This window comes from Sphingobacterium sp. N143 (assembly GCF_030325625.1).
Classification (GTDB): domain Bacteria; phylum Bacteroidota; class Bacteroidia; order Sphingobacteriales; family Sphingobacteriaceae; genus Sphingobacterium.
This window is the reverse complement of record NZ_JACAIS010000002.1, coordinates 164,142-179,953: the sequence shown is the minus strand read 5'-3', so window position 1 is coordinate 179,953 and position 15,812 is coordinate 164,142. Positions and strand designations below refer to the sequence as shown.

Annotated in this window: 9 protein-coding genes; 8 read left to right on the top strand and 1 reads right to left on the bottom strand. The window is 41.3% G+C overall.

Annotation, left to right across the window (positions count from 1 at the left end):
- Positions 1 to 2 precede the first annotated feature (2 nt).
- The 8 genes from HX021_RS04550 to HX021_RS04515 all read left to right on the top strand — a co-directional run bounded on the left by HX021_RS04550 (position 3) and on the right by HX021_RS04515 (position 15,039).
- Positions 3 to 3,590: a DUF4450 domain-containing protein gene (locus tag HX021_RS04550; protein WP_286588759.1), complete on the top strand. Its 3,588-nt coding sequence runs from the start codon at positions 3 to 5 to the stop codon at positions 3,588 to 3,590.
- Between the two features lie 88 nt (positions 3,591 to 3,678).
- A complete protein-coding gene (locus HX021_RS04545; RefSeq protein WP_286588758.1) occupies positions 3,679 to 5,835 on the top strand; it encodes a glycoside hydrolase family 65 protein in 2,157 nt (718 codons plus the stop codon).
- 3 nt (positions 5,836 to 5,838) lie between these two features.
- Positions 5,839 to 6,972: a glycoside hydrolase family 88/105 protein gene (locus HX021_RS04540; RefSeq protein WP_286588756.1), complete on the top strand. Its 1,134-nt coding sequence runs from the start codon at positions 5,839 to 5,841 to the stop codon at positions 6,970 to 6,972.
- Between the two features lie 253 nt (positions 6,973 to 7,225).
- The gene (locus tag HX021_RS04535) at positions 7,226 to 7,426 is read left to right on the top strand and encodes a hypothetical protein (protein ID WP_286588754.1); all 201 of its coding nucleotides are present in this window, start codon (positions 7,226 to 7,228) and stop codon (positions 7,424 to 7,426) included.
- A gap of 37 nt (positions 7,427 to 7,463) precedes the next feature.
- Positions 7,464 to 10,718, top strand: a complete 3,255-nt coding sequence (locus HX021_RS04530) for a SusC/RagA family TonB-linked outer membrane protein (protein WP_286588752.1) — start codon at positions 7,464 to 7,466, stop codon at positions 10,716 to 10,718.
- A gap of 158 nt (positions 10,719 to 10,876) precedes the next feature.
- The gene (locus HX021_RS04525) at positions 10,877 to 12,685 is read left to right on the top strand and encodes a RagB/SusD family nutrient uptake outer membrane protein (protein ID WP_286588750.1); all 1,809 of its coding nucleotides are present in this window, start codon (positions 10,877 to 10,879) and stop codon (positions 12,683 to 12,685) included.
- 102 nt (positions 12,686 to 12,787) lie between these two features.
- A complete protein-coding gene (locus HX021_RS04520) occupies positions 12,788 to 13,927 on the top strand; it encodes a glycoside hydrolase family 88/105 protein (RefSeq protein WP_286588748.1) in 1,140 nt (379 codons plus the stop codon).
- 74 nt (positions 13,928 to 14,001) lie between these two features.
- Positions 14,002 to 15,039, top strand: a complete 1,038-nt coding sequence (locus HX021_RS04515) for a GntR family transcriptional regulator (protein ID WP_286588747.1) — start codon at positions 14,002 to 14,004, stop codon at positions 15,037 to 15,039.
- Between the two features lie 109 nt (positions 15,040 to 15,148).
- On the opposite strand, the gene HX021_RS04510 is transcribed toward HX021_RS04515, so the two are convergent.
- The gene (locus HX021_RS04510; RefSeq protein WP_286588746.1) at positions 15,149 to 15,721 is read right to left on the bottom strand and encodes a DUF4136 domain-containing protein; all 573 of its coding nucleotides are present in this window, start codon (positions 15,719 to 15,721) and stop codon (positions 15,149 to 15,151) included.
- Positions 15,722 to 15,812: the final 91 nt, after the last annotated feature.

Sequence of the window (15,812 nt, the reverse complement as noted above, 5' to 3'; positions counted from 1 at the left end):
ATATGATAGGAAAGTATTTGATTTTTTGTTGCTTTTTGATAGGTGTATTCTTACAGGAAACCATTGCCCAATCGAAACATTGGCAAGGTAATGACCGTGTGCTGCATTATACGGAAGATCAAGGTGATTTCCTGCTGGTCAATGGACGATATCGATTTAATCGCGCGCTTTATGGTAATAACCAGGCATCCCGTGTTGAAGCAGGCGATCTACCTGAATTTGCGCTTTACATGCCGGGAATGGCTGGGAACCTACAATTTGTCCTGAGCAATAAACAGCTGCGAAAAAAAATGATCGATGCCGATCATATTGAGACAAGATATCGACCTGGAGCTATGCTTTATCGCATCAAAGATGCTTTACTGGGAAATGGTTATATCGATATCGTTGTCATGGCGCAGGCCGAGGCAGAAGGGATGATCGTAAAAATAGAGGGAACGAATATTAAGCCTGAAGCACAGCTTTATGCTGTCTATGGAGGAGCTAGCGGAAAAACATTCAGTAGAAATGGCGATATAGGCGCGGATCCAGAATCGGGGTTTTATCTTCTTCCTACATATTGTGAACATAACCGATATCACATAGAAAAAAATAGTTTTGAACTTAAGTATCAAAATAAGAAAAATGAACCCCAGTTTATTCAGGGTAGTTTTTCTGGCCTCTTAACACTGCGTGTGTCAGATGCTCAGGTTTTGGATGATCTCTCGAATCTGACCACGATGGAAAACAAGGGTAACCCTATCATTGTGGGAGAATATAATCTGACTAAAAAACCATCTTATATTCAAATCACTAAGGGTAAGCTTGCAGCTACGAGATTTGCTGAAGGCTCATTAGCAAAGGTCTATGAGCAAGCAGAACAGCGAAGGGTTTCCTTAGCTGGCCGGGTTAAAATAAACACACCGGATCGATATATCAATAATTTGGGAGCGGCATTGTCGGTAGCTGCTGATGGTATTTGGGAATCGCCCACTTTCTTGCATGGTGCTGTGGCCTGGCGCATGCGTTTGAATGCATGGCGGGGAGCCTATACAGCAGACGCATTGGGATGGCACGACAGAGCGAAAGAGCACTTTTCGAGTTATGCCAATTCGCAGGTGGTTGAACCAGGTTCAGGCCCTGTTGTGATGGATACCGCGCTGCACCTCGCAAGACATCAGGAGAGAATGGGGACTTCGATGTTTTCCAAGGGCTATATTTCCCGCAATCCCAATAACAACACGGTCCCCCATCACTACGATATGAATTTGGTCTTTATTGATCAACTGTTGTCGCATTTTAATTATACGGGGGATGTTGCTTATATCAAACAGATGTGGCCCACACTGACTCGTCACCTCAATTGGGAAAAACGAAATTTTGACCGGGACAATGACGGCTTATATGATGCTTATTGTGCCATTTGGGCCAGTGACGGACTACAATATTCTGGTGGTGCTGTCACGCATACAACTGCGTACATGTACCGTGCCAATCACATGATGGCCAAACTTGCAAAGGTCATAGGAGTGGATTCGACCCCGTATCAACAGGAAGCCGATAAGATTCGAAAAGCACTTAAAGACCGACTTTGGCTGAAAGAAAAAGGATATTTTGCAGAGTTTCAGGATGCGCTTGGCAATCAGCTTGTACACGAAGATCCGGGCCTATGGACGATTTATCATGCTGCGGACGCCGCTATGCTGGATGATTTTGAAAGTTACCAAAATCTGCAATATGTGAGTAATTATTTACCCCGGATTCCTATTCGTGTCAAAGGACAGGAACAGCATGACCTGTATACATTGCCCACGACGAGATGGCAGCCCTATACTTGGTCGACCAATAATGTTGCTTTGGCCGAGAACCTGCAAACCGCACTTGCATACTGGCAGTCCGGTCGGGCAGATGAAGCCTATCAGCTCTGGAAAAGCAATCTCATGGAAAGCATGTATCAGGGGATCAGTCCAGCCAACTTTCAGCAGCTCTCCCATTATGATGCATTTCGTGGCGAATTATACCGTGATTTTGCAGATCCCATAGGTGTTGCATCACGAACTTTGGTTGAAGGGTTATTTGGTGTGCATCCTCGACTATTGGATAATAAATTGTTGATTAAGCCAGGGTTTCCGCCGACATGGAATTTTGCCCAGATCGAATTACCGGAATGGAGTTATGCCTATAAAAAGGACAAAACCGCTATTACATTGCAGATTAAGACTCATTATGCGAGGCCTGTAAAACTGGCTTTGGAGGTCCCCGTAGATTTTACACAGGTGAGGGCTGTTAAAGTCAATGGAAAGGAGGTAAAGTGGTCACTGAAATCTTCCGCTATCAATAGGCCATATGTTGTTATTGAATCTGAAGCCGAGCGGAATTTCGACGTCACGGTAATCGGTGAAGGTAGACTCGAAAAGCTGGATACCCAACATGTGGAGCAAGCATTCATCGATCAATGGTCATTTCCCTTAGCTGCCAATACCCAATTGTTGGAAAGCTACGATCCCCAAGGAATTATCCAAAATCGGATCGACCACAAATTTTCTTTTGTCCAGCAAGAGCGGGTAGGAACCTTTTTTGTGAAGCTTCAGCAGGGCGCTATGGTTTGGTGGCAAGCCGTTGATATTCGGTTATTGCCGCCGATAAAATCAACGATCGTTTGTAAAGATCCAAACTATTTCCTGAAGCTAGAAAACCGTTCTGTGCAGTCACAGCACCTGAAAATTGAGCATAATAATTTTCAGACTACCATAAACCTAAAATCTAATGAAACAAAGGAGCTGGCGCTTCCCTCCCATATCTTTTCGAAAGGAACAAATCGCCTTTACCTGAGTGGGGAGACTTATCGTCACAAAGTAGATTATATTGATTGGACGATCAATGATAACCCAAATTTTTTGGAAGAAAATCTATCAGGTTATTACAATGCGCGTCTGACGGATATCTTTCAGCAGAAATATCTTTCGCCAAGGCCTGCGGGACCAACTCTGCAACTCCCGTGGCAGGGGATCGGCAATTGGTGTTATCCATTGACGACGGCAGATATAGACGATACAGGAATTATGGAAAGAAGCAAGCAGAATAACCTAAGCTATTTAAGTATTCCTTTTCAGATAAAACATGACGCTAAAAACGTTGTGTTTGTTAGTCAGTGGGATAACTATCCGACCAGTGTAACCATACCTTTAGCAGGTCGGGCCAGCAAAATGTATCTCCTGGTTTCCGGTTCCACAAATCCAATGCAATCTCAATTTGTCAACGCCAAGATTAAGGTCAATTATACGGATGGAACTGCTGATACACTTGATCTAATCAATCCCATAAACTGGTGGCCGATCGAACAGGATTATCTGGATGACAATCACGCTTTTGAGCTTCCGGATGATCATATTCCTTATCGAATCAGTTTAAAATCGGGAGAGCTGTATAAAGGGGGAACCTGGCAGCACTATACCGATATCAAAGGATATAGCAATCGAGCCATTGACGGGGGCGCCGCCACATTATTGGATCTGCCCCTAAATGTGAAAAAAACGCTGCAATCGATGGAACTTATTGCCGTGGCAAACGATGCGGTCATCGGTTTGATAAGTTGTACTTTAATGCAATAGAAAAAATAAGGAATCTCAGGAATGCAGTCGAGCGCTTTTGGACCAGCGTCTTGAACGTGAATAAAGTTTGTATAAAAACCAACTATAAATGAAAAAGAAATATAACATTATTTTCATTGCCCTTGCGAGCATAATATATCCTATGTTGAGCATGGCACAGCAGGAAACAAAAATTAATCGCGAGAGCGTCGTCAGGAGACATAATGTTTCCAATCATACCATGGATACATTAGCTTCACTTACGGTAGGCAATGGTGCCTTTGCCTATACTGTCGATGCTACCGGAATGCAGTCTTTTCCCATGTATTATAAAAATGGCGTTTCCTTGGGCACACAGTCCGAGTGGGGCTGGGACTCTTTCCCCAATACAAAGAATTATAAATTTGAGGAAACATTAAAACCCTACGACTTTAACAGCGAAGGACGGAATGCCAAATATAGTATCCAGCTGAAAGAGCCAGCGCGTAATGTGGGCGCTGTAAACTACTTTAGAGAAAACAAACATCGTTTACAATTGGGAAACGTTGGCCTGGAGCTTTATCTGAAAAATGGCCAGCGGGCCACTGTAAAAGATATTGAGGGCATTCGGCAAGAATTAGACCTCTGGACCGGGGTTATTTCAAGTGAATTTCATATAGATGGAGAACCTGTTGTTGTAAAAACTGCCTCATACCAAGGCAGTGACCGCGTTGCAGTACATGTCACCTCGCCATTGATTGCACAACAAAGACTTAAAATATTTGTACAATATCCTTATCCTAGTGGGAAATTTTTGGATGAAGGGACTAATTATGACCAGGCAAATAATCATAAAACAACCATCGTCACGCAATCGGCAAATGTTGCAGTGATAAATCATCAGCTGCAAGGAACAGATTATTTTACGCAACTGGATTATTCTAAAGGAACGATAAAAAATACAGGGTCACATTATTTTGTGTACCAGCCAGCCACTACCCTTGAAGAGTTTGACTTTTCATTTGCATTTGCCGAGACTAACAACTTTGGTAAGGAGGGGCATGTCTATTCGGATGCCGCAGGTGAAAGTACAGCATCCTGGAAGGATTTCTGGGAAAGCGGTGCTGCTGTTGACTTTGCCGGAAGCACAGACCCCAGGGCGAATGAATTGGAAAGGAGAGTGGTTCTTTCTCAATACCTGACAAAGGTACAGTGTGGTGGAAGCAATCCGCCCCAAGAGACAGGACTTACTTTTAATAGTTGGTATGGGAAGCCGCACACGGAAATGCATTGGTGGCATGCTGTACATTTTGCATTGTGGGGACGACCCGACATCATGGAAAAAACATTGGACTATTACTTTAGGACTTTTGAAAAAGCGAGGGAACTTGCGAAGCGGCAAGGTTATCAAGGCGTTCGATGGATCAAAATGTCTGATAATGAAGGTAATGAAAGCCCCTCATCTGTAGCGGCATTTTTAGTTTGGCAACAGCCACATATCATTTATATGACCGAATTGGCGTACCGTGACAAAAAGAACCTGGCTGTTTTAAAAAAATATAAGGATTTGGTGTTTGCAACGGCTGATTTTATGGCTGACTTTGCACATTATGATCAGACAACCGATCGCTACAATGTAGGCAAGGGAGTTATTCCGGCACAAGAAGTATTCAAAGCTGCTGAGACAATGAACCCGACTTATGAGGTTGCTTATTGGGATTGGGCACTTCGTATAGCTCAACAATGGAAGGAGCGCCTGGGAGAACCCAGGGTGGCAAAATGGGATGAAGTTATTGAAAAATTGGCCCCCTTGCCAAGTAAGGACAAGGTCTACTTGGCCACTGAAACTGCTCCAGATTCTTATACTTACGATCGTTGGATGACAGACCATCCTGCGGTACTCGGTGCATTGGGGATGGTCCCTGAATCACCGAAGCTGAATAAAGATGTGATGAAAAATACGCTGGAAGTCGTTTTGAAAAAATGGCATTGGGAAAAAACCTGGGGTTGGGATTTTCCCATGACAGCCATGAATGCCGCCCGTCTGAATCTGCCTCATAAGGCCTTGGACGCCCTATTTATGAATGTTCAAACCAATACATATCTCAAAAACGGACATAATTATCAAGACGGACGCTTACGGATCTATCTGCCGGGTAATGGTGGGGTATTGACGACCGTAGCGATGATGCTTGAAGGGTGGGATGATTCAACAAATGATTCACCTGGGTTTCCAAAAGATGGTTCATGGGTTATAAAAAAAGAAGGATTTAAAAAAATGCCCTAATATATGATGAAGAAAATAATAGTACTATTGCTTTTGGGTTGTGGAACGGTAGCGACGATGGCTCAGGAATTGCCCGCTACGTCAACGATCATGCGTAAGTTGCGTTCTGCCAATGACTATTTTATGCATAAATGGCCCGATCCGGTTAAAACCATTATTACAAATAAAGAAAGACCGGCCAATATCTGGACCCGTGGCGTGTACTATGAAGGACTCATGGCCTTCTATAAGATCGATAAACAGAAACGATATTATGATTACGCGGTAGAATGGGGTGAAAAACATCATTGGAAACCTGTTCGTGGTGAAGTTTATACACGACATGCCGATAATCAAAACTGTGGGATGACTTATATTGATCTATATCGCATTGATCCAAAGCCTGAACGCCTGGCAGCGATCAAAGCAAATATAGATTCTGTCATGAACAGTGGCCGATATGATGATTGGACATGGATCGATGCTATCCAAATGGCGATGCCAATTTTTGTTAAACTAGGTGTAACCTTAAACGACACAACGTATTTTGACTATATGTATAAAATGTACAGCCATATTAAATATAAAGAAGGTGGAGCTGGACTTTTCAATGCCGCTGATAGTCTGTGGTGGCGCGACAAGGACTTTGTACCCCCATATGCTGAGCCCAATGGTGAAGACTGTTACTGGGCACGCGGAAATGGTTGGGTGCTTGCGGCTCTGGCCCTGGTGCTTCAAGAATTACCAAAAACAGATATACATTATGCGGAATATTTGGATGACTTCCAAAAGCTGGCAAAGGCATTGATTCCTTTGCAGCGAAAAGATGGTTTCTGGAATGTGAGCTTGCACGATCCCAATCATTTTGGCGGACAGGAAACTTCAGGTACAGCATTGTTTGTTTATGGGATGACTTGGGGAATAAATAATGGACACTTATCAAAAAAAGATTTTTTGCCAGCAGTAAAAAAAGGATGGAATGCAATATCTGAGAAGTCCCTGCAGCCAAATGGCTTTTTAGGATACATGCAATCGACAGGGAAAGAACCAAAAGATGGACAGCCAGTTACTGTCGATAAAGTTCCGGATTTTGAAGATTATGGGCTCGGTTGTTTCCTACTCGCAGGCTCCGAAGTTTATAAACTTGCAGAAAAATAAACTGATTTCTTAAGTAAACCTTTAAACCTGACCCCCAATGGGGATATCATATGTTGAGTCGCACTTGAATCTGAAGTGCGACTTTTTTATAGCGGAGATGCTTCTAGTCAACGTATTGCGCCAGCTTCAATGCCCCGATTCAAGCAGTACAGTGCAGGATGATGAAACCGGTTGCATTGCGTAATATTGAGTAAACCAATAGTACAATTATAAACCAAAAGCTAGCAATAGCTGTCTTGAAAACTTCATTTTTATGAAAAAATATCTAATTAATTTAGGTTTTTTGACACTCATTCTTTCATCTTATTCCAAGGATGCTCTCATTTCGAAGCTGGATTGGATTGAATGGCAAAGGAATAAAACAGATCGTTTAAATCTGCTTGCTTTTCCGGGAGCTGAGGGCTTCGGCCGTTTTAAATACCTCATTCCTCAACACCATAAGCAGGAAATTTAATATACCAATGAAAACCTCAATACTAAATTATATACTCATGTTAAAAAAAATATCACAGAGCACACCTGGGGTGTTTGGTTCAAAGCTTAAACTGGCTTTGGTTGCTTTAGCTTTACCAGTTCATCTGTGGGCACAATCAAATAAAATCTCTGGTGTGGTGGTAGATGATGCTAATTCACCACTGATGGGAGTTAGCATCCGGGTCAAGGGTACAGATCGAACAATACAAACTGATTCTAAAGGACTATTCCAATATGTCGCCAAAGAAGGTGACATTTTACAATTATCCAGCGTTGGTTATGAAACGGCAACGTTTGTTGTCAAAGAAAATACACCGATAAGAATACAATTGAAAAAATCCAATCGTGATCTTGATGAAGTCGTAGTCATTGGATATGGAACAGCAAGAAAACGGGATTTAACGGGTGCTGTAGGGTCGATTAAAGGTAGCGAAATTAAGGACATACCAGTGACAACAGCGGCTCAGGCATTGACTGGAAAGATTGCAGGAGTCAACGTTGTGACACAAAGTGGCGCCCCAGGGGCACCAGTCAATCTTACTGTTCGTGGTGGCACGAGTTTCTCAGGATCTAGTAATCCATTGATCATCGTTGATGGGTTTGTTTTGGATGGAGGATTGAGTAATGTGGATGCCAGTGACATCGAAAGTATAGACGTATTAAAAGATGCCTCGGCCTCCGCTATTTATGGGTCTAGGGGAGCCAATGGCGTTATATTGATAACCACTAAATCTGCAAAATCTGGCCGGACAAATATAGATTACAATACCTATTTCAGTTTTGAAAAGCTAAGTAAGAAGTTGGACTTGTTGAGCGTCGAAGATTATGTGAAATATCAATATGAATATCAGACACTGGGGGGCAGGCAGCAGCAATTCGCAAATATGTTTGGCGGTGACCCGGCAGCTTTGGATTTTGCGAGCAATGCATATGAACGGATACAGCAGGAGTATGGCAATCGTGCAGGGATTGATTGGCAGCAGGAAGTTTTTGGTGGTTCGGCGATCTTGCAGAATCATAATGTCAATATAAACGGGGGAAATGACAAGACCAAGTTAATGCTGAGTTACAACAACATGAGTCAAGATGGTATATTGGCTAAATCTGGTTATAATCGCAATAGCATAAGAGCTAAAATCAGTCACAACCTTTTTAAAAACGTGGATTTAGATTTTAATACCTTGTTACAGGATGCGAATACCCAAGGCGGAGGATCGTTGGGAGGAATGCTTAAAATGTCGATCTTACAGCCAGTAACGGGGGGAGTCCGATTTACCAATGATCAATTATTGAGCGCCGATATTGCCGAAGAGCTACAGGCGATAGATTCGCAATATGATATTTATAATCCGATTATCATGAATGATGCGCTGACCAAAACCAAGGCTAGTCGTTTGGCCGTTGTCAACTTAGGATTAAATGTCAAATTTCTGAGAGATTTCACTTTCCGGACTGCAGGTTCCTATCAATGGAAACAAACAAGAAATGATATGTGGGATGATGGACGCACGGTGAATGCCCGTAATAATGGCGGTCCATATGGATCAAGAGAAAATGCAGAAGGGTATCAGTGGCAGCTGACCAATACCCTGTCTTGGATGAAACAGCTGGAAAAGCATCACTTAAATCTTATGGTAGGTCATGAGATATTATATTCCAAAGATCAAAGTCTGGGACATACATATTATGGGTTTCCACAGAGTAATTTTGGATTGAATGATGTCTCTTTGGCCACAAGAATAGACCGTGCAGATGTTGAGGAGGGCCGATATGGACTGGTCTCTGGATTTGCCCGCGCGATGTATAATTATGATGATCGATATCTTTTTACGGCTACACTGCGTGCAGATGGTAACTCCAAATTCAGGGAAGGGCATCAATGGGGGTATTTTCCTTCCGCTTCAGCAGCATGGAATATCCATAAGGAAAATTTTATGGATGACCAGGACTTTTTTGATCAGTTAAAAATACGGGCGGGCTATGGATCTACTGGGAATGATAATATTGGTAATGTGACGTACACTACATTGTACGGATCTACGATCGCTGCGATCAATAATACAGAGGTGATAGGGTTGAAACCAAGTGATTTGCTGGGGAATCCTGAATTACAATGGGAGAAGACCCAAACGTCTAATATCGCGCTGGACATTGCCATTTTAAAGAATCGTATTAGTTTGACGACAGATTTCTATTCCAACAAATCAAGTAATCTCTTGTTGAAGCAGACGATACCTACGTCAACAGGATACAGCTATCAAAATCAAAATGTGGCAGCCCTGCGCAATCAGGGAGTAGAGTTTACGCTGCGCACGTTAAATATCAAAAAACAGAATTTTCAATGGCAGTCCAATTTCAATATCACATTTAACAGGTCTAAGACGCTAGGTCTCTATGGATCTTCGAGTGAAACTAGCGACTTTATGTTGAATAATCTTAGCTCCAGGATTGACTTCATTACAAGAGTTGGTGAGACTGTGGGCCAATTTTATGGTTATAAATATGACGGAGTGTATACGACAGATGATTTTATGCAAAATTCAGATGGTAGCTACAGTTTGAAGGATGGGATAGCATCGTTGAAAGGAAAAAATAGAGCAACTATTAAACCCGGTGATGTCAAATATGTACCCACGGTAGGCGAAACTGATAGTGACGGAAATCCGGTATGGTCCACCAATGACCGTACAGTAATCGGAAATCCAGAACCGAAGTTCTTTGGAGGAATAGGAAATTATTTCTCTTATAAAAATTTTGATCTAAATGTATTTCTCAATTTTGCCTATGGTAATAAAGCATTCAATATGAACACACAGCGCTTCATGGGACCGTACTTACCGAATCAGAACTCCATGGAAAGAATGGCCGAACGGTTTACACTTATCGACCCTAATACGGGGAGTGAGACCAAAGACCTCAAGCGGCTGGCTGAACTGAACCCAAACCAACATCAGGAAGATCAAGTATGGAGCCTAAACTCGACGAATAATATCGCGATAAGTGATGCATTGGACTACTATCTAGAAGACGCTTCGTTTTTAAGAATCAATAATATTACGCTGGGTTATACGATGCCTCAGGAATTGTCAAAACGTGCATTTATCCGAAGAATGCGAATTTACTTAACGTTGAACAATATCCATACGTTTACTAAGTTTTCAGGATATGACCCAGAAGTGGCATCAACATCTTCCATATTAACGAGAGGGGTAGATAACGCCGCTTATCCAAGAACCAAAAGTTTTGTTCTTGGGCTTAATCTGACTTTCTAAGCGGATTTACCAGTATGGAGAACATATGTAGCCCATGCGATCATGTATTGATCACGATTTGACAAATCATATTATAAAAAATAACCTGAATGTAACTGAGAACAGCCTGATCAACAAATTGGCGCTAGCAGTCATAAAGGAAAAAACAAGATATTCCAATGAAAAGAATGGTAACAATATTAAGTATAACCTGTTTATTGATAACAGGATCATGTAAGAAATTTTTGGATCTTCCTTCCCAAAGCGATTATGATAGCAGTAATATTTTTGAAAATGCAGATCGTGTTGAAATGGCTTTATTAGGTGCTTATACAAGTGTTTTTAAGACCGAATTATATTATCAATTCGGTATGGGAACAGACGAATGCTTTTCTACTGAAGGGGAGACCAATTCAAAAAATCAAGTTTCCAATTATATATATACGCCGGCAACAAGTCCATCCTCGACCTATACAGCCATGTACTCGGGGGTTGAGCAGGTCAACGTGTTGATCAAGAATATTCCGTTGATGCAAGCTGGAACGGAAGCGGAAAAGAAAAGACTTGACATGCTACTCGGAGAGTCACTGGCGATACGTGCCAAGAATATGTTAAATGTAGTACGCTATTTTGGCGATGTCCCCTTTCCGCGTATTCCAGTAGTCGATGCTGGAAGTTTCTCTTCATCCCGCGTCAGTCGTGATACCATCTTGGATGGCTGTGTTGAAGATTTACAAAAAGCAATTAGTTTATTACCGTGGAAAGGCGAGTCGGGATTATCCGTAGAACGTATTTCAAAAAATGCGGCTTACGGACTATTGGCTAGGACAGCTTTATATGCGGCAGGATATTCCTTGCGTTGGGATTTAAACTCCTATTCGGCAAGTAGTGTAAAGCTGAGTAAACGTCCGGATCAGGCCAGAATTCAACAATTATATCAAATCGCTAGAGATGCATGCAAAGCCGTTGTGGATCGAGGTGAAAATAGTCTGATAGATTATGAAACAATATTTAGAAACCTCATCAATGGAAAATATGATAATGAATCCATGCTGGAATATGGACAGAAAGGGGCTGATCGTAACGATACAAGGATAGGTTATACCAATGGATTCTTTTCGCACACCAATTCCTTCTATGGTAAAGCACAGCCAGCAATGGCAGCCTTTCCAACCTACTATTTTGAATTTGAGGAGGGAGATAGCCGTCGTGATGTCGCCATTGCAACGTATTCCATCACAGCAGATAGTAGGCACCAAATGAATACCTATGCAAGCAATACCATAGGCAAATTTAGGGTCAATTGGAAAGCGGAGAAAGGAATTGCTGTGAATCAAAGAGATATTAATTGGATTGAATTACGGTATGCAGATATCTTATTGATGTATGCTGAAGCCGAAAATGAAATTAACCAGGGACCCACTGCAATCGCAAAAGATCTATATGAGCAAGTGCGTTTGCGCGCATTTAAAAATGATAGAGCTAAAATAGGGGTGACACCAACGTCTTATCAAGGATTTCGGGATGCTATTATCCAAGAGCGTAAACTGGAACTGGGATTTGAGGGGTGGCGGCGAACCGATTTGATCCGTTGGGGGATACTGTTCGAAAAGCTGACGCAAACTAAGCAAGATTTATTGGATCTTGCTGGACATAAAGGCAAGTACGCAAATGTGGATTTATTCCGTGCGTATAAAATGACACCGGCCAATACATTTAATGACCCTTTGGTCGTGCAAGAATTTATTTCGTTTAAGGAAGAACCAGATGCGATGGAAAAGACAGCATTAAGTAACCAGGGATATACCCTATTGGATATGTACAGCAATCAATCTATCTTTTTTTCAAACGCCTTGACGCCTACAGCGACTTGGGTGAGCAATATTTATAGGGGGCTAGAAAAAAACAAAGTAGAGATTGTTCCATTAAGTACAACAACAATAGATAATAATCCAGGACTCACAGGACAGCAACATCCACTTTATTAATATATTATATTATTCCCCTGTTATTTTTTTGACATCTTTAAGATTAAAAAGATAACAGGGTTTATTTTCCTTGAAACTACAGTTATGACAATTCGAAAAATAATGCTAATAGGCTATCTTTTTATCAGTGTATTTACTTTGACGGCACAACCGATGTATCAACAATTTGCGGATTCGGAAATGAAACGGTTTCCAAAAGCATGGCAATTGGATCATGGCAAACGACTGTATTTTGGGTATTCCCAAGGCCTAGGATGTCTTGCGATGTTAAGAGTAGCTGAAAAAACAGGCGATAAAAAATACTTCGACTACGTAGAAAAGTGGGCGGATACTTTAATCAATGAAAAGGGCGAGATTCATCTATATGAGCTTAGTACCTATAATGTGGATTTTATCAATGCTGGAAAAATACTCTTTGAACTCTACGAAAAAACAAAAAAAGAAAAGTATCGTCTGGCTATTGAAACGTTGGTTCATCAATTAAAATATCAACCTACAACACTTGAAGGAGGATATTGGCACAAACTGATTTATCCCCATCAAATCTGGTTGGATGGGGTTTACATGACAGGGCCTTTTCTCGCAAAATATGCTAAACTAAGTAAGGATGACCGGTATTACGATAAGGCTATCGACGAAATTTTGATTACAGCTAAACATACAGTTGATGCTAAAACAGGACTTTACTACCACGCTTGGGACGAGAGTAAAAAGCAGGCTTGGGCGAATCCGCAAACAGGGCAGTCGCCTAATTTTTGGGGACGGAGTATCGGTTGGTATTTTATGGCGGTCATCGATGTTTTGGATGAATTACCTGTGGATTATCCTCGAAGAGACAAATTGATCCAGTTGGTTCAGTCCCTGGCCAAAGACCTTAGCAACTACCAGGATGATGAAGGTTTGTGGTGGCAGGTAATAGACCAGGCGGGAAGAGAAAAAAATTACCAGGAAGCTTCAGTCAATAGCATGTTTTTATACGCTTATTCAAAAGGGATCAATAAAAAATACCTTGCTGAAAGTTACCGAGGTCTGATTCATAGATTATATCAGGGAATTCAAAGCCGTCTGTTAAAGAAAAAAGATGGGGTGTGGACATTGATACAGTGCAATGCAGTCGCCGGTTTAGGAGGCAATCCTTATCGGGATGGTAGTTATGATTATTATGTAGGCGAACGGATCCGTGAAAACGATACAAAGGCAACCGGGCCTTTTATCATGGGCTGCTTGGAAGCGGGATTTTGAATGAGCTAGTTTTTAAGGTTTTTTTAAAATATTTATAAACAAATCGTTAATTTTATAGTTCTTAAAATCTAACAATGACCAGTTCCGTAAATCAATTTTTAAAAACTTTAGAAATTAGTGATTTTTCTGCCACGCCCAAGTATTTGCAATTGGCGAATACGATTATTGATGCTGTTAAAAATGAAACATTGGTCAGAGATGATATGTTGCCTTCCATCAATGAGCTCAGCGCGTACCTAGAAATATCACGTGATACTGTCGAAAAAGCATATCGTTACTTAAAGAAAAATGAGATCATAGCATCCAATCCAGGGAAAGGGTATTATGTCAATAAAACTGATGTTCAATCAAAACTTAAGATTGCGCTTTTCCTCAATAAATTGAGCGCACATAAAAAAATTGTATATGATTCCTTTGCAAAGGAACTCAGTGATTATGCCAACTTAGATTTATTTGTCTATAATTCAGACTTATCGTATCTGAATACACTTCTTGGGAGTCTTACCAAAACCTATGATCATTATGTCCTCTTTCCACATTTTAAAGAAGGAAGAGATAAAGCGCCGGATATTATCCGAAAGATTCCTACGGAGAAATTGATGTTGCTAGGGAAGTTTATAGAAGATGTGCCTGGCGATTTTCCAGCAGTTTACGAAAACTATGAACATGATATCTATTCCGCACTGGAAGAAGCCAATGCGGTACTGAGTAAATATAAAAGTTTGAAATTGGTATTTCCAGACTATAGTGATTTTCCAAAAGCCATCATCAAGGGATTTTATAAGTTTTGCCAGCAATATGCTTTTGAGCATGAACTGGTATCCGATATTGATGAAGAGAAGGTTGAGAAGGGGACTTGCTATATCAATATTATTGAAGATGATCTTGTCAAGTTGCTCAATAAGGTTATTCAAAAGAAATTGGTCATCGGAAAGGACGTAGGGATCATTTCTTATAATGAAACCCCTTTAAAGAAGTTTATTCTCAATGGTATTACGACGATATCCACGGATTTTGAGATGATGGGCAGGATGGCCGCGGAATTAATTATGAATAAATCCAAGGAGCGGGTGGAGGTGCCGTTCTATTTAAAATTAAGGCCATCAATTTAACCAACCGCTATTTAAGTTAAAATAAAAGAGACTGATTTTGTATTAAATCAGTCTCTTTTATTTTAAGCTGAGATGCCCATAAAGCGGCACCTCGTATATGTTTTCGGTCTTATTTCTTCAATGTTTTTACGGGGAACAGGTCGATGACACCTTTAGCAACCTTACTGATGTTGTTGATTGCTTTCTCCGGATTGTCCACATCACCCGAACCACGGGCTTGCCAGATCACCGCATTTGTTTTGCGGTCGATGGCTTCGATGATCAAATGACCATAACGGTAACGTTCTTTGGCCACCGGGTAATAGCCTCCACCATAATAGTAAGGCGAGAACCAAGGTCTGTACCAGCCCCAAGGGCCTCCCCAGCCATAATATCCACCACCACCATAAACTAAGCGGCTTTTATTATTGACAATAGTGATATATCGGAACAACAGATCGGGGTTATCTTTTGAATAGCTCAGTCCCTTTGCCTCTAATGCCGTATTGGCCGCATCCAAAATATTAGTTTTGGCGATATCATTGTCAAAATAGGATTTCGAAAGGGAGTCTACCGGTGGTAACCAGGCATATGTCTTAAAAGGGGTAAAATCCATCTTTTCTACCCGAGTGGTATTGTATTGATAAGACGAGCATGATGCCAGTGCGATGCAGAGCACCAAAAATAATATAATCTTTTTCATCGTAGTAATTTGTTTATTAACTGTGATGAATCTATCATGAGCCGCTTGTTCTTGCTTTTTAGCGGCATACTCATGATGGTTTCATGGCCTA